At 68.1% G+C, this 22,871-nt stretch carries 23 protein-coding genes; 13 read left to right on the top strand and 10 right to left on the bottom strand.

What is annotated here, in order from left to right; genetic code table 11:
* A partial coding sequence (gene argG / locus VF794_RS01895) for an argininosuccinate synthase (protein ID WP_349257552.1) occupies positions 1 to 1,308 on the top strand: 1,308 nt, incomplete at its 5' end.
* A 79-nt stretch (positions 1,309 to 1,387) separates the two neighbouring features.
* Positions 1,388 to 2,344, top strand: coding sequence for a Vps62-related protein (locus tag VF794_RS01890; RefSeq protein ID WP_331107127.1), 957 nt, complete (start codon positions 1,388 to 1,390; stop codon positions 2,342 to 2,344).
* A gap of 35 nt (positions 2,345 to 2,379) precedes the next feature.
* On the opposite strand, the gene VF794_RS01885 is transcribed toward VF794_RS01890, so the two are convergent.
* Complete coding sequence (locus VF794_RS01885) at positions 2,380 to 3,360, bottom strand: hypothetical protein (protein ID WP_331107125.1); 981 nt, start codon at positions 3,358 to 3,360, stop codon at positions 2,380 to 2,382.
* Between the two features lie 445 nt (positions 3,361 to 3,805).
* Between VF794_RS01885 and VF794_RS01880 the strand changes: the two genes are divergently transcribed.
* Entirely contained in the window at positions 3,806 to 5,431 is a 1,626-nt protein-coding gene (locus VF794_RS01880) for a serine/threonine-protein kinase (protein ID WP_331107123.1), read from the top strand.
* 18 nt (positions 5,432 to 5,449) lie between these two features.
* Positions 5,450 to 5,980: a DUF1801 domain-containing protein gene (locus tag VF794_RS01875; protein WP_331107121.1), complete on the top strand. Its 531-nt coding sequence runs from the start codon at positions 5,450 to 5,452 to the stop codon at positions 5,978 to 5,980.
* A gap of 16 nt (positions 5,981 to 5,996) precedes the next feature.
* Here VF794_RS01875 and VF794_RS01870 read toward each other — a convergent pair whose 3' ends face one another.
* Both VF794_RS01870 and VF794_RS01865 read right to left on the bottom strand, forming a co-directional pair.
* Positions 5,997 to 6,752 carry a hypothetical protein gene (locus VF794_RS01870; protein ID WP_331107119.1) on the bottom strand — a complete coding sequence of 252 codons (756 nt, stop codon included), beginning with the start codon at positions 6,750 to 6,752 and terminating at the stop codon, positions 5,997 to 5,999.
* Positions 6,753 to 6,855: 103 nt separating this feature from the next.
* Positions 6,856 to 7,338 carry a hypothetical protein gene (locus VF794_RS01865; RefSeq protein WP_331107117.1) on the bottom strand — a complete coding sequence of 161 codons (483 nt, stop codon included), beginning with the start codon at positions 7,336 to 7,338 and terminating at the stop codon, positions 6,856 to 6,858.
* A 218-nt stretch (positions 7,339 to 7,556) separates the two neighbouring features.
* Between VF794_RS01865 and VF794_RS01860 the strand changes: the two genes are divergently transcribed.
* The 4 genes from VF794_RS01860 (at position 7,557) to VF794_RS01845 (ending at position 11,123) form a co-directional block, all read left to right on the top strand.
* The gene (locus tag VF794_RS01860; protein WP_331107115.1) at positions 7,557 to 8,537 is read left to right on the top strand and encodes a DUF6310 domain-containing protein; all 981 of its coding nucleotides are present in this window, start codon (positions 7,557 to 7,559) and stop codon (positions 8,535 to 8,537) included.
* 1 nt (position 8,538) lies between these two features.
* Positions 8,539 to 9,297 carry a DUF5953 family protein gene (locus tag VF794_RS01855; protein WP_331107113.1) on the top strand — a complete coding sequence of 253 codons (759 nt, stop codon included), beginning with the start codon at positions 8,539 to 8,541 and terminating at the stop codon, positions 9,295 to 9,297.
* A gap of 145 nt (positions 9,298 to 9,442) precedes the next feature.
* A complete protein-coding gene (locus VF794_RS01850; protein WP_331107111.1) occupies positions 9,443 to 10,369 on the top strand; it encodes a DUF6310 domain-containing protein in 927 nt (308 codons plus the stop codon).
* Between the two features lies 1 nt (position 10,370).
* Positions 10,371 to 11,123, top strand: coding sequence for a DUF5953 family protein (locus VF794_RS01845; protein WP_331107109.1), 753 nt, complete (start codon positions 10,371 to 10,373; stop codon positions 11,121 to 11,123).
* A 54-nt stretch (positions 11,124 to 11,177) separates the two neighbouring features.
* Here VF794_RS01845 and VF794_RS01840 read toward each other — a convergent pair whose 3' ends face one another.
* From VF794_RS01840 to ccmA, 7 genes are read right to left on the bottom strand one after another with little or no spacing between them, the layout of a single operon-like run.
* Positions 11,178 to 11,720: a TlpA disulfide reductase family protein gene (locus VF794_RS01840; RefSeq protein ID WP_331107107.1), complete on the bottom strand. Its 543-nt coding sequence runs from the start codon at positions 11,718 to 11,720 to the stop codon at positions 11,178 to 11,180.
* The gene (locus VF794_RS01835; RefSeq protein WP_331107106.1) at positions 11,717 to 13,741 is read right to left on the bottom strand and encodes a heme lyase CcmF/NrfE family subunit; all 2,025 of its coding nucleotides are present in this window, start codon (positions 13,739 to 13,741) and stop codon (positions 11,717 to 11,719) included. Before VF794_RS01835 ends, VF794_RS01840 begins: the two co-directional genes overlap by 4 nt.
* Positions 13,738 to 14,226, bottom strand: coding sequence for a cytochrome c maturation protein CcmE (locus VF794_RS01830; protein WP_331107104.1), 489 nt, complete (start codon positions 14,224 to 14,226; stop codon positions 13,738 to 13,740). The genes VF794_RS01835 and VF794_RS01830 overlap by 4 nt, the downstream gene beginning before the upstream one ends.
* Before the next feature lie 3 nt (positions 14,227 to 14,229).
* On the bottom strand, positions 14,230 to 14,403 hold the full coding sequence (locus VF794_RS01825) for a hypothetical protein (RefSeq protein ID WP_331107102.1): 174 nt from the start codon (positions 14,401 to 14,403) through the stop codon (positions 14,230 to 14,232).
* Complete coding sequence (ccsA, locus tag VF794_RS01820; RefSeq protein WP_331107100.1) at positions 14,403 to 15,215, bottom strand: cytochrome c biogenesis protein CcsA; 813 nt, start codon at positions 15,213 to 15,215, stop codon at positions 14,403 to 14,405. Before ccsA ends, VF794_RS01825 begins: the two co-directional genes overlap by 1 nt.
* Before the next feature lie 4 nt (positions 15,216 to 15,219).
* On the bottom strand, positions 15,220 to 15,915 hold the full coding sequence (locus VF794_RS01815) for a heme exporter protein CcmB (RefSeq protein ID WP_331107098.1): 696 nt from the start codon (positions 15,913 to 15,915) through the stop codon (positions 15,220 to 15,222).
* Positions 15,912 to 16,574, bottom strand: a complete 663-nt coding sequence (gene ccmA / locus VF794_RS01810; RefSeq protein WP_331107096.1) for a heme ABC exporter ATP-binding protein CcmA — start codon at positions 16,572 to 16,574, stop codon at positions 15,912 to 15,914. The genes VF794_RS01815 and ccmA overlap by 4 nt, the downstream gene beginning before the upstream one ends.
* 574 nt (positions 16,575 to 17,148) lie before the next feature.
* Here ccmA and VF794_RS01805 point away from each other — a divergent pair.
* From VF794_RS01805 to VF794_RS01785, 5 genes are all read left to right on the top strand, one after another.
* Complete coding sequence (locus VF794_RS01805; protein ID WP_331107129.1) at positions 17,149 to 18,246, top strand: polysaccharide deacetylase family protein; 1,098 nt, start codon at positions 17,149 to 17,151, stop codon at positions 18,244 to 18,246.
* The gene (locus VF794_RS01800; protein WP_331107094.1) at positions 18,243 to 19,763 is read left to right on the top strand and encodes a lipopolysaccharide biosynthesis protein; all 1,521 of its coding nucleotides are present in this window, start codon (positions 18,243 to 18,245) and stop codon (positions 19,761 to 19,763) included. The genes VF794_RS01805 and VF794_RS01800 overlap by 4 nt, the downstream gene beginning before the upstream one ends.
* A 138-nt stretch (positions 19,764 to 19,901) precedes the next feature.
* Positions 19,902 to 20,402 carry a serine O-acetyltransferase gene (locus VF794_RS01795; protein WP_414640857.1) on the top strand — a complete coding sequence of 167 codons (501 nt, stop codon included), beginning with the start codon at positions 19,902 to 19,904 and terminating at the stop codon, positions 20,400 to 20,402.
* A gap of 12 nt (positions 20,403 to 20,414) precedes the next feature.
* Entirely contained in the window at positions 20,415 to 21,476 is a 1,062-nt protein-coding gene (locus VF794_RS01790) for a glycosyltransferase family 4 protein (RefSeq protein ID WP_331107091.1), read from the top strand.
* Complete coding sequence (locus VF794_RS01785; protein WP_331107089.1) at positions 21,463 to 22,665, top strand: glycosyltransferase; 1,203 nt, start codon at positions 21,463 to 21,465, stop codon at positions 22,663 to 22,665. The genes VF794_RS01790 and VF794_RS01785 overlap by 14 nt, the downstream gene beginning before the upstream one ends.
* Positions 22,666 to 22,871 lie beyond the last annotated feature (206 nt).

Below are 22,871 nucleotides of genomic sequence, written 5' to 3'. Positions count from 1 at the left end.
CGGATTGGCCTCGCGTTCTCGGGTGGTCTCGACACCCGCGCCGCGGTGGCCTGGATGTCCCGCAAGGGCCTCGATGTCTACGCCTACACCGCGGACCTCGCCCAGCCCGACGAGAAGAACCCCGCCGACATCCCGCCCACCGCCCTCCAGCACGGCGCGAAGCAGGCCCGGCTCGTGGACTGCCGCGAGGCCATGGTGCGCGAGGGCCTCGTCGCCATCCAGTGCGGCGCCTTCCACCTGTCCGTGGGCGGCAAGAAGTACTTCAACACCACGCCGCTCGGCCGTGCCGTCACCACCACCGCCATCGTCCGCGCCATGCGCGAGGACGGCGTGAACGTCTTCGGCGATGGCAGCACCCACAAGGGCAACGACATCCAGCGGTTCTACCGCTACGGCATCCTCGTCAACCCCGAGCTGCGCATCTACAAGCCCTGGTTGGATCCCGAGTTCGTCAACGCCTTCGGGGGTCGCAAGGAGATGAGCGAGTACCTCGTCTCCATCGGCATGCCCTACAAGATGGGCACCGAGAAGGCCTACTCCACGGACGCCAACGTGCTCGGCGCCACGCACGAGGCCAAGGACCTGGAGCACCTCGACAAGGGCATGTCCATCGTGGAGCCCATCATGGGCGTGGCCCACTGGCGCCCCGAGGTGGAGCTCCGCTCCGAGCGCGTCACCGTGGAGTTCGCCCAGGGCCTGCCCGTGTCCCTCAACGGCAAGCGCTTCCCCTCGCTCTTCGAGCTCTTCCTGGAGTGCAACCGCATCGGCGGGCGGCACGGCCTGGGCATGAGCGACCAGCTCGAGAACCGCGTCATCGAGGCCAAGAGCCGCGGCATCTACGAGGCCCCCGGCATGGCGCTGCTGCACCTCGTCTACGAGCGCCTGCTGTCGGCCATCCACAACGAGAACACCACCGACCTCTACTTCACCCTGGGTCGCCGCCTCGGCCGCATCCTCTACGAGGGCAAGTGGTTCGATCCCGAGGCGATGATGCTCAAGGACTCGCTCACCCGGTGGGTGGCCCCCAGCATCACCGGCAGCGTCACCCTGGAGCTGCGTCGCGGCGATGACTACACCCTGCTCGACACCCAGGCCGAGCACATGGCCTACGACCCGGACAAGCTCTCCATGGAGAAGGTGGCCAGCGCCTTCTCCCCGGAGGACCGCATCGGCGCCCTGGAGATGCAGAACCTCTCGGTGACCGACAACCGCAACCTGCTCCTCCACCACCTCTCCAGCACGCGTCGCCTCCCGGGCTCCACCGGCCCCGGCCTCGCCCAGTTGCTGGGCGACGGTGACGAGGAGTAAGTCTTTCCATTCTTTCCGGATTTGCTGGAAGATGAGGGCTCCGAGCCGGGGATGATCCCCGGCCGTCAGGAGACCCCCCATGCGGACCGGACGGTTGTTGCTGCTCTCCACGCTGACCCTCGCCGCGTGCGGCCCCCTCGTCGAGGAGGAGGCCGCGCTGGCCGAGCGCGAGGATGGGCTGTTGGTGGATGCCGATGCGGACGGCATCGATGACGGCTTGGAGGATCAGCTCGCGGCGAAGTTCGCGCCCGAGGTGCGGCTGGCCCCGGACTCCATCGACTGGACGCGGCCGGCCAACGTGGACTGGTACCTGGCGCGGGTGCACATGCGCTTCGACCACTCGGGGTGCCCGGACTGCCAGGTGCTCGCGCTCGCCACGCCCACGCAGAGCAACCTCTCCACGCAGTCCCACGCCACCAAGGGCACGTTCTGTGGCCACACCAGCACCGTCTATTACTCGAACGCGTCGCGGAAGGAGTTCTTCCTCCAGCCGCCGGATGACGCCGTGCACAACGGGACGACGTCCGCCGGGTGGAAGGTGTACGTGCACTCGAAGAAGAGCGCGCTCGTCGCGGGCGGCTACGACCTCCAGTACTGGTTCTTCTACCCGTACAACGACTCCTACGCGTCGGTGAACCACGAGTCGGACTGGGAGCACATCACCGTCACCACCGACTCGGCCGGCAACTTCTACTCGGCCTGGTACGCGGCGCACAGTGGCGGGACGCGCTACAGCGCCTCGCAGCTCAAGTGGAATGGGACGCACCCCATCGTCTACTCGGCGGACGGCTCGCACGCGAGCTACCCCACGGCGGGGACGTACCCCACCGCGGTGTCGGGCTTCGATGACCACAGCTACGAGGGCGGCCCGGTGTGGCAGACGTGGAACAACTGGGTGAACGTGGGCGAGAAGGGCGCGCCCCGCAACGGCCAGAACTTCATCAAGTACGGCGGTCGCTGGGGCGAGATCGGGGAGACGGATGCCACGAGCGGCGTCCAGGGCCCGTCCTTCCAGGGCTCCTGGAACACCTACTGACGCCCTCGCGTGGCGCCGGGCCTTTCAGCCCCTGCTCAGCCCTCCGCTGGCTGGAAGGCCCGGTACACCGAGGCGAAGCCCACCGCCGCCAGGCCCGCCAGGAACAGCAGGGGCCCCAGCAGCAGCCCGCCCTGCACCAGCGTCCAGACGAGGCCGAGCACCACCACCCCGATGGGCGCGAAGCGCAGCCACTCCGGCCTCGGCACCTCCGGGTGCAGTGCCATCAACCCCAGCACCGCGAGCAGCAGCATCTCCATCGTCACCGAGAAGGCCTGGTCCCAGCCCTTGTCGTAGGACTCGTCGAACATGCTGTAGACGGAGTCACTCGACGAGCGCGGTGCGTCCACCACGCGCAGCTCCGGTGGCGCCCGCGGCACCGGCGCCGAGCTCCCATACCGCGAGCCCGTCACGGGCACCCACGTGAGGAACAGCGCCGTCAGGCACAGCGCCACACCTCCGAGCGCCACCGGCGCCGTCCCGCGCAGTAGCTGGCGCGGCTCGAAGTAGCGACCGATGCCCTCGGGCCCCGCGTACACCTTGCCGTACTGGTCATAGGCGAGCAGCCCCGCGCCTCCCAGCCACAGCAGGGGGGTGAGGCCGATGCCGAGCATCCGGATCGCCAGCCCCACCGTCACCGCCGTGTACAGCGCCGGCACCACGGGCCGGAGCAGGGCAGCGGGCACCCAGTCCACCAACGGGTGCTTCTCGCCGGCCGCGAGCATCTCGCGCGCCACCACCATCCACCCGCCCGCGAAGACCACCAGCGACCAGAAGGGTCCTACTCCCGCGAAGAGGATCGACAGCACCAGCCCCAGGGCCAGCAGCCCCACGCCCGCCACGCTCGGCGAGTGCCCCGGCACGCGCGCCAGCCACGCCGGCCCGTCGTAAGGCGGCGACATCGGCCGGCCCGGGTCGGTGTGCTCGTCCACGTCCTGGGCGTGCACCGCGCGCAGGCCCGGATCCGTGTCCTCGTCCCGCACGGGCAGGGCTCGCGCCGTCCCGGTGGTGCTTCTCATGCTTCCCGTCGTCCGCACCACGCCCCCCGGCGGGGGCCTCCGGAGCGGGGTTCCGGGTGGAGGCGTGGGCATCTTCGCCCCACAGTTCTCGCAGTAGCGCAGGGTCAACTCCTGCGCGATCTCTCCGCACTCCTTGCACCGCATGGGTTACTGCCTCCGGCACCCAGGCTCTCCAGCCCTGGGGTCATCGCACGGGGAGTCTAACGGATTTCTCGGGGCATGGATGCCAGCTCGCCCTGGAGCGGGACGGGGAGCGGGCGGCGTGGGGACGGAAGCGGGCCCTCGGAGAGGACTGGACACGCGAGCAGGGTTGGTCACCAATCAAAGCGGATGGCGCGTGGGCGCCGTATCACGCACTCGCCTTGCCGCCCCGTCTCCCGGAGAATGGGAGGCGCGTATGGCTCCGTCCCACCGTTCAGACCCCCCGGCTCCGGTCGGCTCCCAAATGCTCGCCGAGCACCTCCGGGCGGATGCCGCCGCCCGGGAAGCCTCGGTGACCTGGTTCAACAGTGGGGTGTCCTTCTTCTTCCTCCTGTGCGCGGTGGGCCTGGGCCCGCTGCTCGGGTGGCCTCGGGCCTTCGCCATCATCGCCAGCTGCGGGGTCTACGCCGTGTACTACGGGTGGCTGTCCCGGGTACTGCGGCGGGGGTGGTTCCATCCCGCCATCTGCTGGATCAACGTCTGCCTGGAGACCGGCGCCGGAGCCTGGCTCATCGCCTACGACATCATCTTCTCGGATGCCGAGCAGGCGCTGTCCAATCCCGCGGCCGTCCTCTGGAGCACCCTCATCGTGCTCGCGGCGCTGCGCTCCAAGCGGCTGGCCCTCTTCGCGGGGTGCCTCGTGGCCGCCGAGATGCTGCTGCTCTACTTCTTCGTGGCCCTGCCCCGGCTGTCCCAGCCCGTGCCGGTGATGTTCTCGCCGCCCCTGATGATCCAGCGCGCCGTCTATTACTTCATCACGGGTGGCATGGCGGCGCTGGTGGCCGGCCACATCACCCGCAGGGCCGAGGAAGCCCTGCACGCCATCCGGGCCAAGGACCTGCTGGGCAAGTACTTCCTCCACGAGCGGCTGGGCGTGGGGGGCATGGCCGAGGTGTTCCGCGCCACCTACAGCCCGGAGGGCGGCTTCGAGAAGGTGGTGGCCATCAAGCGCATCCTCCCGGCCTACGCCGAGGACGAGGACTTCGTCACGCTCTTCCGCCGCGAGGCGGAGTTGGGCTCGCTCCTCAACCACCCCAACATCATCCAGGTGCTGGACGTGGGCCGCTTCGCGGACACCTACTTCATGGCCATGGAGCACATCGAGGGGCTCTCCCTGCGCGAGCTGATCAAGCTCCACGGGCCCCTGCCGCCGGAGGTGGTGGCGTACCTCGGGGCCGAGCTGGGCGAGGCTCTCGACTACGTGCACCGGCGCACCTCGAACGAGGGCCTGCCGCTGCGGCTCGTCCACCGGGACGTCAATCCCCCCAACATCCTCCTGTCGCGCATTGGCGAGGTGAAGCTGGGGGATTTCGGGGTGGCGCGGGCGGCCATCCATGTCCGCCTCACCCAGGCCAACCGGGTGCGCGGCAAGCTGGGCTACCTGGCGCCGGAGCAGGCCCGGGGCCAGTCCTTCGACGGACGCGCGGACCTCTTCGCGCTCGGTGTCACGCTGCACGAGGCCCTCACGGGACAGCGCCTCTTCAAGGGGGAAGACCTCTCCGAGCGGCTGCGACCCACCGCTCCCGCGTCGCTCCTGCCGCCCTCGGCCTTCCGCCCGGATGTGCCCGCGGTGCTGGATGCCGCCATCATGGACCTGCTCCAGTGGCGGAGCGAGGAGCGCACCCCGAGAGGGCAGCGGCTGCGCGAGCAGCTCTGCGGGCTGACGGGAGCGTACGCGCCCTATCCGTATGGGCAGGAAGCCCTGGCCCGGTTGGTCCAGGAGGCGCTGGTGCTCAAGGCGGGTGCGAGGGCCCCGAGCAGCGAGAAGGCCGACACCGCGACCGTGGGGCTCACGCACATCGGGGGCGACGAGGAGCCCACGGCCGTCCTGGACGCGGAGACCACGGCGCTGGCGAAGCGCGCCGGCTAGGGAAGTACACTCGCGGCCATGCAGAGCAAAGCCACCACCGTCGACCAGTACCTCTCCTCGCTCCCGGAGGACCGCCGCGCGGCGCTCTCCGCCGTGCGCGACGTCATTCTCGAGAACCTCGACAAGCGCTACGCGGAGGGCATCCAGTACGGGATGATCGGCTACTACGTCCCGCACGAGGTGTTCCCCGCGGGCTACCACTGCGATCCAAAGCAGCCGCTGCCGTTCGCGTCGCTGGCCTCGCAGAAGAGCCACATGGCCGTCTACCTGATGTGCCTCTATGGCCAGCCGGAGCAGGAGAAGTGGTTCCGCGAGGCCTGGGCGAAGACGGGCAAGAAGCTCGACATGGGCAAGTCGTGCGTGCGCTTCAAGAAGCTCGAGGACGTCGCGCTCGACGTCATCGGCGAGGCCATCCGCCGTGTGCCCGCGAAGGCGTACATCGAGCACTACGAGTCCGTGATCCGACCGCCGGAGAAGAAGAAGGCGTCGGCCACGGTGAAGAGCAAGCCGGTGGCGAAGAAGAAGCCAGCCGCGAAGAAGCGCGCGTAGTCGGCTGCGGGTCAGCTCACGGGGAGAGGGATTGAGGCAGTCGTGGCGCCTTCATGACTGGGATGTAACACTTGCCCTGGTACTCGGCGTAATCCTCAGTGCATGGCGGACGGTGTGCAACCTCTACCCAGCAGCCATCGTTGATCGCGACACGGCTCCCGCGGCAGGGCGGTTTGACCTGATTCGAGAAGGGCTTGTCGGGAAGCGGGTAGGCAATACCCGCCGGGCCCCGCTCCTCTCCGTCGATCAGGAAGGAGGATGGGAGCCCGGCGTCCGCCAACTCACCGACACTGGGAGCCGACGGTGGAGGAGCCATCGGACGGGTTCCCGTGCCCAACCAGACGCCCACGCCCAGCATGAGCACGGCGAGTCCCACGGCCGCCAGTATCTTCAGGGGAGGGCGCCTCATCCACTGACCCATCGGCTCGCGCGTCAGGTGGGCGCGCATCCTGGCGTTGCTCCCCACGGCATCGAGCGCCGCGAGCACCAAGGTGAGCAGGTTGGCCAGATCCGCCAGCTTGCCCGAGGCCGGTGCGTGCTCCACCTCCAGCGCGAAGAAGGGCGGGGTCACCTGGAATGAGAGGCGCACCTGCCACGTCTTCTTGGGTCCCCAGGTGGGCCGTGGTCCGGGCATCATCACCATGGCCGGGGCACCCGTATGGACGTTGCGCGCCTCGTGGATGTGGCCCAGTTCCGCCGCCGCATGCTTGCACCGTCTTCCGAGTTGGAGTGGGCCCAACCTCCCGCCCTTCTTCTTCGTCGTGGCCGTCATGGGCTGTCCTCTACCACGGCGGAAGTCGCCTCCGAATGGAGAACTCACGAGGTCATGCCCGTCTGTCACGACAACGACGTTCCCCCGGCCGCGCGCTCCGCGACTACAGCGCGACGATTGGCCTCACCACCTCGAAGATGACCTGGTCCAGCGGAATGCCGTGTCTCTCGAGCTGGGTCTGGGCTGGCTCGAGGGCCTCCACGTCTGTGAGTCCTACCCGGATGTAGCCAGTCGTCTCGTCGAAGTCCACGCTCCCGACGCCGGGCCCGCTCAAGACCGCGCTGGCTTCCCGCATCAGCTCCTCGGAGGCACTTCCGCGTGGGGCGCGGGACCGCACGGTCATGCCGGCGGCCTCCTCCCCGAAGATGTCACGCAGTTTGGCCTCGGCGGCCTCGCGCTGCCCGGCATCGAGGAGGGAGATGACCCACTGGCCGTTCTCGCGCGAGAGGCCACCGAAGGCCGGCACTTCCTGTGTGACGCGGAGGAACTGTTGGGTGCGCGCGCTCTGCTCCGGTGCACTCGCGGGCTCGGGCGTGATGCAGCCAACGCAGAGCATGACGCACAACAGGGCGGCTCGGCTCAGCATGAGGGTCCCTCCCGGGGATGCAGGTGTACTGCCCGCACTATAGACCTGTTGCCGGTCCGCGAAGTCCGACGCGTTCCTGCTCGCGCACCACCAGTACGCATTGGCCGAGCGCTGGGAGCGGAGCGTGCTGGCATACTCTTCAACGGGCCCGACTTGAGCCTGCCCCCGCTTGATGAAGGGACGTGACGATGCGCTTGCGAACTTGGAGCGCGCTCCTCGTGCTGCTCACCGCCTGCGCTAGCGCGCCCGTCCCGCGGTCGATGCCACGGCCCCACGCCTTCGCGTCGACTCCCACTTCGGGCCCGCGCATCCGGCTCGTTTCCGCGCCGATGGAGCCGGCACCGGAACAGTTGTGGATTGGAAAGGCGGACCTGGACAAGGCCAGGGCACTGCTGTTTCGGGCGCGCAAGGACCTGGAGCCGCGTCAGTGGGAAAAGTTGGACCGCAAGCTCACCGCGGCGGAACGGGCCTTCGAGCGCTTCTCCCGCGCCGCGAGGACGAGCGGGCAAGCCGCTGAGGTGGTGAGGGGCGCCGAGGGCCTCGCCCAAGCTGGACGTGCAAGCGAGGCCCCTTTAGCGCTCTCCAGGCTGGGCCCGGTGCTCGTGGCCCTCGTCCTGCTCTGGCCCTCCAGCATCGCCGGGCCGGAGTCTGACAGCCGTCCGCCCTGGATCGACGCTCAACGGGAGTTCGAGGCACGGCTGCGGGACGTCTCGGAGTCCTCGCGGCAACTCATGGTGGAACTTGAGGCCCAGCCTCGTGCGACGAAAGCACCGGCCCGGGAGCCGTCACCGCGAAAGCAGCCCGCGACCGCCCTCACCCAGGAAGAAGACGACCCGAGATGCAAGCCCATCCCCTTGCCGCGCCACCGTGGCGGGCATGACCCGCACAACGAATGCGCCGACAAGATGCCGGGCAACACCTTCCCTGGTGGGGATGTGTACGTGAATGGGAAGAACTTCGACGCGCTGCAACTGGCCACACGCACGCTCTGGGAGGTCAAAACGTATGACTTTGAGAAACAACCGCCTCGCTCGCAGCAGTTCTTCGTCGAAATGAAGTTGCCGGGAATACAGCGAGAGCGAAGGCTTGCTGAGGAATGTAGCTTTAAATTTGTCGTCGGCGTTCGTAGCGCGGCACACAAAGCAGCGCTGCTCCGAGCAGACCCCAGCCTCGATGTAGTAGTCATGAATTGGTGTTGAAATGCCAGACACGAAAAATTCTCTCACCCTCAATGTCTACGCGCCTTCACTCATGAATCATGATGAGCGCAGACTTGCCATCGTTCATGGGGTGGAACGAGCTTTCCCTGGTTTGCACCTGGGATGGACGATGTCCAAGGAAGAAGGACTCGTCTCTTTGCCCCAACGAGATGAATGGGTCGAAAGAGAGAGAACAGATGGGGATTTTCCGTTCCTCTGTAATGACGATGACAGCCATGTCGTGACGCTAGGCGGATGGGAAATCCCGGCGGGCCGTTATCCGGGCGCCCAGCCGCAGCTTCAAATCCATGCGATGTTGCCGCTGGAGGAAGCCGCTATCGCCGCCGCGGGGAGTGTATTGGCAGGTGTGGCAGAGGGTGCACAGGCTTTGTGGGGACATATAACGCCGGGAAACGTGATGCTTGTCATTGCGGAGCAGATGGGGCCGAAGATGTATGGGCCACCAGAGCCACCACGGGGGTTGCCAGCGCTCAAGCTCCCGGACACCATCCCCGCGCCCGAGATTCCACATTGTCTCGGGTGGCTGAACTACTGGTCGGAAGCTGCCGCACGGGCCATCGGCTTTCCGGACCCCGCCCGCGACGCGGATTTGCTCTCACGGGCGCGGCACACCGCGACGGGCGGGTGGGTCGTGCAGCTCACGGAAGCGCCGCTCGACCTGGACAACCCCGCCCACCTGGACGTGCTCAAACGGGCCTATGAGCGCTTCCCGGAGATCGGCGGGCGCGCAGCCCCTTGAGGCTCGGCACGGCTCGATTGCTGGGCCTTCCAGGTTGTCCCCGACGGGATTCGAACCCGTGTTCGTCGCTGTCGGGGCGCGTCGTCATACTCCGAACGGCCCTGCTAGGACCCGCCAGGTCCTGACTCTATTGGAGAACCCGGCCATGCGTTTCCGAGCGTGCATCGCACTTCTGCTCTTTCTCTCAGCCTGTACGACGACACCGCCGAGCCCAAAAGAGCCAGCAGCCCGGGACCCGAGGCTCGCCAATCTCCAGAGAGCGGCGACGCTGCCCTGGACGGACGGAGGGCGATGCGCCGTCCGCGAAGCTTCCGAGCCCTGGCCCGTGCTGGTGGAGCGGTGCTTTCATGCCCTCGACCATGACCGGATCGAGTTTCACGACACCACGGGACGATGCGCGGTCGCCTCCGCGGGTGCCGCTGCCGTGGGACTCGGGGTCTGCGTCCTGGCGGCACCGGAAATCGTCGTGGGGGCGGTGATCGTCACGGGCGTGGTGGTGGTGGGCTTCGCCATCAAAGAGGCCCTGGATGCGTATGAGTTGAAATGGGCCGATCAAGAGGACGCAAGGCCCACGCCTGAAACGCGGCCCGTGCCGGAAACGACGCCAGCCCCGCAGGAGCCCTCGCCGAAACAACGGCCCAAGCCGGGGCCAAAGGGGCCGGATTTCCCTCCCCTGGGACCAATCGAGACCTCGGAGCGAGAGCGGCGCCCGGAGTGCAAGCCCGTCCCGGTGCCACACCTAGGCGGTAATGACCCGCACAACAAATGTGCTGACCTGATGCCGAACAACAGCTTCCCCGGCTGGGATGTGCTCGTCAATGGCAAGAACTTCGACGCGCTTCAACTGGCCACGCGCACGCTGTGGGACGTCAAGACGGATGATTTTGAAAAACAACCGCCCCGGTCACAGGATTTCTTTGTAAGGGTCAAATTGCCGGAGTTGAAGCGCGAGAGAGCGCTAGCAGAAGCGTGTGGATATGGCTTTGTCATCGGAGTTCGCAGTCGGGAACATAAACAAGCGTTGTTCCGAGCGGATCCCACCCTCAAGGTCGTTATCATGGATTGGTGTTGAAATGTCGACCACCCAAGACTACTTCAACCTCGTCGTCTATGCGCCGGTGCTCGTGGGCCACGATGGGCGCCCTCTCGCGGTCGTTCACGGTATGGAGCGCGCAGTTCCCGGCTTGCGATTGGGATGGACGACTTCTGAAAAAGAAGATCTCATTGCATTGCCTGATCGCGATGAGTGGGTCGCGTCAGACAGGACAGACGGCGGGTTTCCGTTCCTCTGTAACGATGACGACCATCACGTCGTTACGCTTACCGGGTGGGAAAGCCCGGCAGGCCCCTGTGACGAGCCGCAGTTTGAAGTCCATGCGAGGCTGCCAGTGAATGCCACGGTGGTCGCGGCGGCGATGGGTGTATTGGAGGTGGTGGCGGAAGGCGCACACGCCCGCTGGGGGCATATGACGCCCTTCGGTGCAGCGGGGGACATCGCCGAGCAGACGGCGCCCACGTTGGCCGGGCCACCTTCTCCACCCCGGGGGCTGCCAGCGCTCAAGCTCTTCCAGCACATCCGCGCGCCGGAGATTCCCTATTACCTTGGGTGGCTGAACTACTGGTCGGAAGCTGCCGCACGGGCCATTGGCTTTCCGGACCCCGCCCGCGACGCGGATTTGCTCTCACGGGCGCGGCACACCGCGACGGGCGGGTGGGTCGTGCAGCTCACCGATGCGCCGCTCGACCTGGACAACCCCGCCCACCTGGACGTGCTCAAACGGGCCTATGAGCGCTTCCCGGAGATCGGCGGGCGAGCAACCCCTTGAGATTGCTGTGCCTTCCAGGTTGTCCCCGACGGGATTCGAACCCTTTGGGGTGGGTTACTGCTGCTTCGCCGTGGGGGCTCCCGCCGACAGTTCCTTGATCCACGTCGCCAGCGACTGCGGATCGATCGGGCCCACGTGCTTGCCCCGGATGGTGCCCTGCGCGTCGATGAAGTACGTCTCCGGCACTCCCGCCACCCCGTAGGCCACCGCCACCCCGGAGTGCGTGTCCAACAACTGCGGGAAGCTCGCCCCCATCTGTGACAGGAACTGCCTCGCGTTGTCCTCGGTGTCCTCGAAGACGATGCCCAAGAACTGCGCCTGCCCGCCGAACTCCCGCGCTCCCCACTCCAGCACCGGGTGCTCCATCTTGCAGGGCCCGCACCACGACGCCCAGAAGTTGATGACCGCCGGCCGGCCCTTGAGCTGCTCCAGGCTCACCCGCTGCCCGCTGTCCAACGCCATCAGCGTGAACGGCGGGGCCTGCTGGCCCTTCATCATGAAGGGCACCTCGCGCGGATTGCTGCCGAAGCCCTTGTAGAGCACCGCCAGCAGCCCCAGGCACAGGGCCGCGAAGATGAGCGTGACGCGCCAGTTCATGCCGCACCCCGATTCATCTCACCCGCCTCGGGCGGTGCACCCGCCGCCGGCTTCTCCGTCTCGGCCACCGCCGCGCGCGCCTTGCGCGACGGCCACAGCGCGATCAGCGTCCCCAGCACCAGGATGGGGATGCTCCACCAGATCCACCCCACCAGCGGGAAGATCCACGCGTTGAAGCTCGCCGTACCCCGCTCCTCGCTGAAGGCCATCAGAGACAGGTACAGGTCTTCCTTCAGCGTCTCGCGCACCGCCGGCGTCCCCACCGGATCCGTCATGCGCTCGTAGTAGTTCATCCGCGGCGCCAGCTCGTTCACCGAGCCGTCCGGCGCCGTCACCTGCACCCGCGTCGCGATGAACGTGCGGTGCGGCTCCTGGCCGCTGGTGAGCCCCAGGTACTTCACCTGGTAGTCGCCCACCTTCAGCGTCTCTCCCTGGCGCACCGTGCCCGAGGTGTGCGTCACGTACGCCGACGAGCCCGCCACCGCCACGATGATCATCACGATGCCCAGGTGCACGATGTAGCCACCAAAGCGCCGCCGCGCCTTCGTCGCGCTCTCCATGAGCGCCGTGACGAAGCCCTCCTTGCGCTCGGTCATCCGCACCTTCACCGGCAGCGCCAGCTCGCGCAGGGTGATGACGGTGACGAAGCCCGCCAGCCCGAAGGTCATCAGCGGGTAGACGCCCCGGAGCCCAGCGGCCAGACACGCGGCGACGATCGCCACGCCCACGCCCGCCGGCACCCAGAAGCGCGCGCGCACCGTCTTCGGATCCGAGCTGCCCCAGGGCAGCATCGGGCCCACGCCCATCAGGAACAGCACCATGATGCCGCCGGGCACCGCCATCTTGTTGAAGTACGGCTCGCCCACGCTCACCCGGATTCCGCGCACCGCCTCGGAGATGAGCGGGTAGAGCGTGCCCAGCAGCACCGTGAAGGTGATGGCCACGAACACCAGGTTGTTCACCAGGATGGACGTCTCGCGGGAGATGACCGAGTTGATGCTGCTCTCGGCCACCAGCAGGTGCCCGCGCGTGGCCAGCAGCGCCATGGACACGAAGAGCAGCACCGCGATGAACACCAGGAACGTGGGCCCGATGTCCGACTGGGTGAAGCTGTGCACCGAGTTGAAGATGCCGCTGCGGGTCATGAACGTGCCCAGGATGGTCAGCACGAAGCTGCCCAGCGCGAGCGCCAGCGTCCACAGCTTCAGCATCTTCTTGCGCTCGTGCACCATCGTCGAGTGCATGAAGGCGGTGGACGTCAGCCACGGCAGGAAGGACGCGTTCTCCACCGGATCCCACGCCCAGTAGCCACCCCAGCCCAGCACCGCGTACGCCCACCACGAGCCGAGGATGATGCCGATGGACAGGAACAACCACGCCACCAGCGTCCAGCGGCGCAGCGGCGCCATCCACGCATCGCCCATCTCCCCGCGCAGCAGCGCGGCCACGGCGATGCCGAAGGGCACCGTCATGCCCACGTAGCCCAGGTACAGCATGGGCGGGTGGATGATCATCAGGTAGTGGTTCTGCAGCAGCGCGTTGGGGCCCGGCCCGTCCATGGGCACCGGCGACATCGCGTGGAAGGGGTTGGCCGGGCCCGCGATGAGGAAGGTGAAGAAGACGCCCACGGCCAGCATGGTGCCCAGCGCCAGGGACATGTAGCGCGCGTGCTCACGCCGGTGCACCAGCGCGAAGGCCAGCACGAAGCTGCCCATGATGAGGCCCCAGAAGAGGATGGAGCCCTCGAGCGCGCTCCACAGCGAGACGATCTTGAAGACCGTCGGCGTGGCCCGGCTGCCCACCTGCGCCACGTACGCGACGCTGAAGTCGTTGGTGAGGAGCGCCCACTCCATCACCAGGTTGGCGCCGAGCATGCAGGCGAAGAAGCCGAACACGCAGCGCATCACCCAGGGGAAGGCCGCGTCGTTGCGGCGCATCCCACCCACCAGTCCCACCAACGCCCCGAAGCTCGCGCACGCGAGCCCGCCCAGCACCAGCCCGTATCCGAGCGTCCCGTTCACTGAGTCCTCGCCGCTGCCGTGGTGTTGTCCTGCTTCTGCATGTCGTCGAACATCTTCTTCACGTCGTCTTCGTTCTTCGGCGCCCGGTACTCGTTGGAGTGGTTCACCATGAGCCGGCTGCCCTGGAAGACCTGGGACTTGTCGAAAGTGCCCTCGACCACCACGCCGATGCGCTCGCGGAACATCTGCGGCGGCACCTCGGTGGTGCGCACCAGCACGTGGGCGGCGTCGGGCTTCTCGCTGTCCATCACGCGGAAGTTCAGCGTGGTGTGCTGCTCGTTCCACTGGATGCTGCCCGGCTGCACCTGTCCGCCCAGGCGGATGGTGGGGCCATAGGCCTTCTCGCCCTGGGCCAGCATCTCCGAGGGCATCCAGTAATAGACGAGGTTCTCACCGATGTTGCCGAAGGCCACCAGGGCCAGGCCGGCACCGGCCACCAGGAGGGCCACCACGGCGATGAAGCGGTTGCGCGTCTGCTGCGTCATGGCTCACTCCTTCGAAACGGCGTCGGTCTTGGGCCGACGCACCCACAGGGACAGGGCATACAGCGAGAGCGACGTCCAGGCGATGGCGTAGGAGGCCCAGATGTACTCCCAGCCTCCCTGGACGCGGCCCACTCCCACCTGGGCCAGCAGTGTGTACGTGTTCAGTGCCGTGGACATCAGGCGACCTCCGAAGGGCGCGAGTGGCTGCCCGGCGCGTCCGTGGGGAGCGCCTCGGGCAGCGCCACCTCCACCTCACGCGTGGCCAGGGCGATCCGGTAGCGGTGCAGCAGGAAGAGGGTGAGGAGGATGAGCGCGGCCCAGGCGTTGACGCGCAGCGCCAGCGTCATGTCCGGGTCCACCGTCTTCGGGGTGGACTGCACCTGGTGCAGGCTGCGCCACCACTTCACCGAGAACCAGACGATGGGCATGTTGACGCCGGAGATGATGCCCACCACGGAGCTCCACACCGCGCGCTTCTCCGGATCCTCCACGAAGCGGCGCAGGGCCATGTAGGCCACGTAGGTCACCAGCATGATGGCCATGGCGGTGAGCCGCGGATCCCAGTCCCAGTAGGTGCCCCAGGTGGGCTTGCCCCAGATGGAGCCCAGCACCAGCCCGTAGGCGCCGAAGAGCAGCCCCACCTCGCCCGTGGACTCCGCCAGCGCGTCCGTCTTCCAGCTCGTCTTGAAGAGGTAGGCCACGCAGCAGACGAAGTTCGTCGTCAGCGCCAGCATCGCCATCCACATGGCCGGCACGTGGACATAGATGATGCGGTAGACCTCGCCCATCTCCCGCTCGGGCGGGGCCCACACCAGCCCCAGGTACGTCCCCAGGCCCAGCAGCAGCACGGCCACCGCCGTCATGCCCCAGAGCAGCGGGCGAGCGTCGTAGCGCGCGCCTGGAGGGGCCCACTTCCGGCCCAGGTGGATTCCAACACCCACCGATGTCAGCGCCGCCACCGCGGAGACTACCTGCAGCACCGTGTTCATGACCTCAATCCTCGATCACCCGGGGAAACAGCACGAAGCCCAGGGCCCAATAAATCAGATTGAACCCGGTGAGCAGCCCGAACCATGAGGGCAACTGATTCATCGGGTCACCTTGCAGCACGAGCGATGTCGCCTTCGCGGCGGCGAGCAGCGCGGGAATGATGAGCGGGAACAGCAACAGCGGGAGCAGCACATCTCTTGCCCGGGCATTGCTCGCGATGGCCGAATACACCGTGCCCGGCGCGCTGATGGCCATGCAGCCAAGCAGGAGTGTGAGGGCGAAAGGGCCCAGGCCCATGGCTACCTGCACGCCGTACAGGGCCACCATCACCGGAATCAGCAGGGCGCCCAGGCCGGTGAGCAGCAGGGTGTTGCCCACGGCCTTGGACAGGAAGATGGCGCGCGCGTCCGCCGGGGCCAGCCGCAGCCCGTCCAGGGTGAGGTTCTCCTGCTCCACCCGGAAGGACTCGCCCAGCGCGAGCACGCTGGCGAAGAGCAGCGCCAGCCACAGGTAGCCGCCCGCGTTGCGCGCCAGCACCTTGGTGTCCGGGCCCACCGCGAAGGAGAAGAGCAGCAGCGTGGACAGGGCGAAGAAGATGAGCGCGTTGAGCCGCGCACGCGTGCGCCACTCGATGAGCAGATCTTTCGCCAGCAGCACCCCCACCGTCCTCAGCAGGGAGATGGGACGCATCCGCCTCATGCCGCCACCGCCCGGCCTTCCTGCAGGTGCAGGCGCTCCTCGCACAGGGCCAGGCCCTGCTCGATGAGGTGCGTGGCCAGGATGACCGTGACGCCCGACGACTTCAGCTCGCCGATGATCTTCTCCATGGCCAGGATGCCGGCCGGGTCCAGCTCGCCGAAGGGCTCGTCCAGCAGGGCCACCGCGGGGGACTTCATCAACAGTCGGGCGATGGCCAGGCGCTTGCGCATGCCCGCGGAGAACTGGCGCACCGGGCTGTCCGAGCGCTTCGTCAGTCCCACCTTGGTGAGCAGCTCGTCGGCCACGTCCTTGGGGGAGTCCATGCCGAGCAGCCGCGCCAACACCACCAGGTTCTGCTGCGCCGTCAGGTCCTCATAGAGGAAGCTCGCGTGCGACAGCAGGGCCACCTCGCGGCGGACCGTCTCGAGGTGGGTGACGCAGTCGTGGCCCCGCACCTCCACCCGACCGTGGGTGGGGCTGAGCGCGGTGCCCACCAGGCGCAGCAGCGTCGTCTTCCCGGAGCCGTTGTGCCCGGTGAGCAGCAGGGAGCGGCCCTGGGGCAGGGTGTAGCTGAGGCGCGCGAGCGCCCAGTGACGGCCGTAACGCTTGCTGACGTCGTGAATGGCGAGCGCGGGGGGCGCGGCGGCGGGGGCTTCCATCGGCGGGAACGTTCGTAACTGGAAACTTCTCCGTACTCCAGAGAAAGCAGGCTCGGCAGGCTGGCCGGTAAGCGGGGAGTACGCCGCAGGGACGAGCGCCAAGCCCCCCGAGCGGGAACCGGAGCGCCCGGGCACGGGTGGAGCCCTGGAAGGGCAATCCACCGGTACACGCTGGGTGATCGGGAGGTGCTACTTCAGGGTGGGGTCGGGAAGGTTTTTACAGTCCCTGGGTCGCCTCCGTTGCCCCCTGTCCTCAAGCGCTCCGCGTCGAGCCCTGACGGAGCCTCCTGTCCGCGAGGGAACGGCAGATCTTTTGGCTGGCTGACGCCGCGCTTGCGCCCCCACTGGCCCGTGGACGCAGCGGATGAGAACGGAATTACCTTCTACGGGGTCCAGCCTTCCAGACCGCCCTCCAAGGGGTGAGTGGCATCCCGCATGCACAGGTTCGTGGCGGGGAACGCTGAGAGGCGTCATCGGGGGAGGAAGCAAGATGGATGGGGGGCGGGGAATGGTTCGGCGGGCGATGAAATCCGTGGCGGCGGGCGTGCTCCACCACAGTGGGCTCCGCAAGGTCATGGCCGCATGGCAGCGACACCAGGCAGGCGGACGGCGCATTCTCATCGTCAGCTATCACCGGGTGGTGGGCGACTTCACGGGAGAGCTCCAACGCTCCATCCCGGGCCTGCTCATCTCGCAGGAAACCTTTCGCGGGCATCTGGAGGGGCTGAGGGCCGCGGGCTACGAGTTCGCCACGATCGGCGAGGCCCTGGACGTGATGGCCGGCAAGCGCGCGGCGACGAAGGATCTCTGCGTCGTCACCTTCGATGACGGCTACCGCGACGTGTACCGGTACGCCTATCCCGTGCTCAAACAGATGGGAGTGCCGGCCATCACCTATCTACCGGCGGCGCTCATCGGCACCGACCAGCGCTTCAACCATGATCGGCTCTTCCACCTGCTGGGGCGCGCCGTGGCCCGGGGCTACCAGCCCCGCTTCGACGTGCTGCCGTCGGCCGCGTCGGAGCTGCTGGACACCGTGCTCTCGGGCCGCACGCGGATCTCCGCGGCGCTCGACGACTTCATCGGCCACCACCCCACCGACACGCTCCTGGAGACCATCCGGGTGCTGGAGGAGCGGCTCGGCGCCGGTCCGGACCTCCTGCCTCCGCAGGGGGACCTGATGGACTGGGACGAGGTGCGGTGCATGGTGAAGGACGGCTTCGAGTTCGGCGCGCACACCCTGGGCCACCGGGTGCTGACGCACGAGCCGCTGGAGGTGGTGGAGCGCGAGGTGCGCGAGTCCAAGGCCATCATCGAGCGCGAGGCCGGCATCACCGTGCGCGACTTCGCCTACTGCAATGGCTGGTACTCGGACGAGGTCATCCGCGTGCTGGTGCGCAACGGGTTCCGCTCGGCCGTCACCACCGAGGACATGCCCAATCGCATCGGGGGAGACCCCTTCACCCTCAAGCGCAAGGTGCTCTGGGAGAACTTCAGCCTGGGCCTGGGGGGTGAGTACTCGCCGAGCCTCACGGTGTGCCAGCTCGACGACTGCTTCGGGATGATGGGCCTGCGTGGCCCCGTGCCCGGGCGGCGCCCGCAGCGCACCGAGGCCTCGGCCGCCAACGTCGTCATGGGTCCGACCGGGACGCCCCCGGAGGTGGCCTGGTGAAAGAGCAACAGGCCCAAGTGGCGCCCGCCTCCTCGTTCCTGGGGAAGGCGGGGCCCCTGGTGCTCGCCCGGCTGTTCACCGCCGGGCTCACGGTGTCCATCCCGCTCGTCCTCGCGCGGGTGCTGCCGTTGGAGGAGTACGGCACCTACTACCAGCTCTTCCTCATCGCCACGACGCTCTACCTGGTGCTGCCCTTCGGGGTGGTGCAGAGCCTCTACTACTTCCTGCCTCGCGCCGAGGAGAAGCGGCCATGGCTGGGGCAGACGCTCGTCTTCATGTCCGGCGCGGGCCTGCTGGGCGCGGCCCTCGTGTGGGGGCTGCTCGGGCCCGTGTCGCGGCTGTTCGCCAACCCGGCGCTGCTCGAGTTCCGCGCGCCCCTGGCCGCCTATACCGCCCTGTGGCTCGGCTCCTTCCCGCTGGAGATCTCCCTCACCAGCCAGGGGAAGACGAAGCAGTCCGCGCTCGTGTACCTGGTGTCGGACGCGCTGCGCTCGCTGGCCATGGTGGTGCCGTGCCTGCTGGGCGCCGGGCTGCACGGGTTGATGCTCTCGGTGGTGGGCTTCGCCGGCCTGCGCTACGTGGCCACCTGGTGGGTGGTGCCACGGGGCAGCTCCGGGCCGCTGATGCGCGCCTCGCTCTGGCGCGAGCAGCTCGTCTACGCGGCCCCCTTTGGCGCGGCCATGTTGCTCGCCATCCCCCAGCAGAACGCCCACTTCTACGTGGTGGCGAGCGCGGTGGCGCCGGCCGTCTACGCCATCTACCGCGTGGGCTGCTTCCAGCTGCCCGTGGTGGACCTGCTCTACACGCCCACCAGCGAGGTCCTCATGGTGCGCCTGGGCGAGTTGGAGAAGCAGGGGCGCCTGGAGGAGGGCGTGGGGGCCTTCCGCGAGGCCTCGGGCAAGCTGGCCTTCGCCTTCCTTCCCCTGGCCGCGTTCCTCTTCGCCGCGGCGCCCGAGTTCATCGGGGCGCTCTTCGGCACGAAGTTCCTCGAGGCCGTCCCCATCTTCCGGGTGAGCGTGCTGGGCGTGGTGCTCGCCATCCTGCCCATGGACGGCGTGCTGCGCGCCCGCGGGCACACGCGCGCCATCTTCCTCTCGTACCTGCTGAAGGCCGCGGTGACGGTGCCGCTCCTGTGGCTCGGGGTGCGCTACCTGGGAATGATGGGGGGCGTCGTGTCCTGGGTCGTGGCCGAGGTGGTGGGGAAGGGCTCGCTGCTCGCCCGCGTGCCGGCGGCGCTGTCCACCCCGGAGCGCCCGCTGCGCGTCCGGGACATCATCCCCTGGCGCGAGCTGGGCAAGGCCTCGGTCGCGGCCGTGGCGGCGGCGGGGGCCGTCTTCCTGCTGCGCGCCAGCACGCACCAGGCCTGGACCGGACTGCCCGAGGGCTTCCTTTATAGGGCCCTGCCGCTCGCGCTCGCCGGCCTGCTCTTCCTCGTGGGCTACATGGGCGTCCTGTATGCCACCGGCGTGAGGCCGCTGAGTGTGCTCGCCGGCTTGCGTTCACGTCGCGTCGGTTGAGCCCCGAAAACCTGTCGGTGGTGGACGATCGCCCCCCCAGGGGGGCTCCCGCCCTCGGGGGCCTGTACCTAGGTTGGGGCCTCGTTCAACAAGGGGAGAGGCGTGATGGGTCTGCTGGATGCGATGACGTTGTACAGAATGGCACGCAAGTTGTACCTGCGGGGCGTCCCCGTGATGCCCGCCGTGCTGCGCAAGGCCATCCATTATCTGCATGGCTCGTACATCCCCTACGAGGCGGAGATCGGCGAGGGGACGCAACTGGGCTACGGCGGCATGGGCATCGTCATCCACAAGGAGGCGAAGATTGGCCGCCACTGCCTCATCTCCCACCAGGTGACGGTGGGTGGACGCTCGGGCCTGAGGGATCTGCCGGTGATCGGCGACTATGTGCGCATCGGCGCGGGCGCGAAGATTCTCGGCAACATCCATGTGGGGGACTTCGCCGTCATCGGCGCCAATGCCGTGGTGGTGAAGGACGTGGCGCCCGGGGCGATCGTGGCCGGCATCCCGGCCAAGGAGATCCGCAGGGATCCAGATCCGCTCGCCACCTATGAGCGCGAGATGGGGCTGCGCCCGCAGCCGGAGCGGCGCCCCGAGCACGTCCAGTCCGTTCCGCCCGTGTCGTCCGCGGCACAGTAAGGGGATCCCCGCATGCGAGTGCTTCTCGTCGGTGACTATCCACCGCCGCACGGTGGCGTCGCGGTCCACGTCCAGCAGCTCCACGGGTACCTGCGCGAGCGCGGGGTGGAGGCGGTGGTGCTGGACATCGGCAAGGGGGGGCGTCCGGCTCCGGACATCATCCCCGTCCGCACCCCCACGCAGTACGGCACGCGGCTCGCGGGCTTCCTGCGCGAGGGGTGGACGGTGCACGTGCATACCAGCGGCAACAACCCGAAGTCCTGGATGCTCGCGGCCACCGCGGGCGTGAGGGCCCCGCGCGCTCCCCGCGTCATCACCCTGCACTCAGGGCTGATTCCGGACTACCTGGCGGCCTCGGTGTCTCGCCGGGCCTTCGCGCGGGTGGCGCTGGCCGGGTACTCGCGCGTGGTGGCCGTGTCCGAGGCCGTGCGCGAGGCGCTCGCCCGCTGCGGTGTCCCCGAGGAGAAGCTGGTGGTGTATCCGGCCTTCTGTGGCTCGCAGGTACGGCCGGGGCAGGTGACGCCGCGGATCCAGGAGGCGCGCGCCCGTCGCCGCCCCCTGCTGGCCATGGCGCACCACCCCTCGCCCGTCTACGGCCGCGAGCTGATGTTCCGCGCGCTGCGGATGATCTTGAACGCGCGGCCCGAGGTGGGGCTCGCCGTCTTCGGGCCCGGCACCCGCTCGGAGGCGTTCCTCCACGATGCCCGGGCGTTCGGGGTGGAGGGGCTGATCGAGGATGTGGGCGAGCTGGAGCACCCGGAGGCGCTCGCGCTGATGGCGCGCTGCGATGCCTTCATCCGGCCCACCACGCACGACGGAGACGCCATCTCGGTGCGCGAGGCGCTCGCGCTCGGCGTGCCGTGCGTGGCCAGTGACGTGTGCGCTCGGCCTCATGGGGCCTACACCTTCCGGGCAGGCAACGCGGTGGACCTGGCGGATCAGGTGTACCGCGCGCTCGAGGAGGGGCCGGCGCAGGTGGTGTCACCGGATGCTGGACCGGTGCTGCTGCGGCTGTACGGAGATCTGGAGCAACCGACGATGGTGGGAGGAGGCGAGACACATGCGGCGCAGTGAGGAAATGGATCTGACCCGTCGGGCCCTTCGTGGCAGGGACCTGGTGGTCTTCTCCAATGACTGGGATGGGGATCCGCTGTCGAAGGTCCACATCATGCGGATCCTCTCGCGGGACAACCGCGTCCTCTGGGTGAACAGCATCGGCAACCGGGCGCCGAAGGCCAATGCGCACGACGCCAGGCGCATCTGGAACAAGCTGGCCTCGTTCACCGAGGGCATCCGCGAGGTGGAGCCGAACCTCTTCGTGCTCGCCCCGCTGGCCATTCCGTTCTACGGCTCGGAGATGGTGCGCGCGGCCAACCGCACCCTGCTGCGTGCCCAGGTGCTGCGCGCCATGCGGCAGCTGAACTTCAAGCGGCCCATCTCCTGGTCCTTCCTGCCGGCCTCGGCGCCGGTGTCCGGGCGGCTGGGCGAGGAGTTCGTCGTCTACCACTGCGTGGACGAGTTCTCCGCCTTCAGCGACACCAACGGGCGGCACATCGCGGAGATGGAGGATCAGCTGCTGCGCCGGGCGGATCTGGTCATCACCTCGGCGGAGCGGCTGCGGGAAAACAAGGTCAAGGTCAACCCGAAGACGGTGCTGGTGCGTCACGGCGTGGACTTCAACCACTTCGTGAAGGCGTGCGATCCGGCCACGCCCATTCCCGCGGACATCGCGAACCTGCCCAAGCCCATCCTGGGCTTCTTCGGGTTGGTGGCGGACTGGGTGGACTTCGAGGCGATCGCCGCGGCGGCGCGGGCACACCCCGAGGGCTCGGTGGTGGTGATCGGCAAGGTGGCGCCGGACGTGGATCCGGCGGTGCTGAAGGCCGAGCCCAACATCCACCTGCTGGGCCGCAAGCCGTACGCGGACCTGCCAGGCTACTGCAAGGCCTTCGACGTGGCGCTCATGCCCTTCCGGGTGAACGAGCTCACGCTCAACGCCAACCCGCTGAAGGTGCGCGAGTACCTGGCGGCGGGCGTGCCGGTGGTGTCCTCGGACATCCCCGAGGTGCGCAAGGTGGGCCTGTGCAAGGTGGCCAAGGACACCGAGGACTTCGTGCGGAAGATCGACGAGTGCCTCGCCGAGGGTGCTGGCCCCAGCCGCGAGCGCGCCGAACTCATCCGCCATGAGAGCTGGGAGGCCAAGGTGGAGGAGATCCGCGGCTTCGTGGGCGAGGCGATGATCAAGGCCGGACGCGGCCTGTAGTCGAGACGTCCAGAAGTCCTGACGCCCGCCGTGGAGCCCCGATGAGGGGCCCCGGCGGGCGTTCGTGTCTTCTTACCGGGTATTCTCCTGGATTGGCTTCCCCTGGGGTATGCCCAGGGCCAGAGGGAATTCTCATGAAGCCGTTCTACCCGGCCGTGTTGCTGGTGCTCCTCGTCGGGTGTGGCACCGCTTCTCGGGTCGTGCGC

Source organism: Archangium sp. (genome assembly GCF_036389735.1).
Taxonomy (GTDB): domain Bacteria; phylum Myxococcota; class Myxococcia; order Myxococcales; family Myxococcaceae; genus Archangium.
This window is presented reverse-complemented; position numbering and strand designations above follow the sequence as displayed.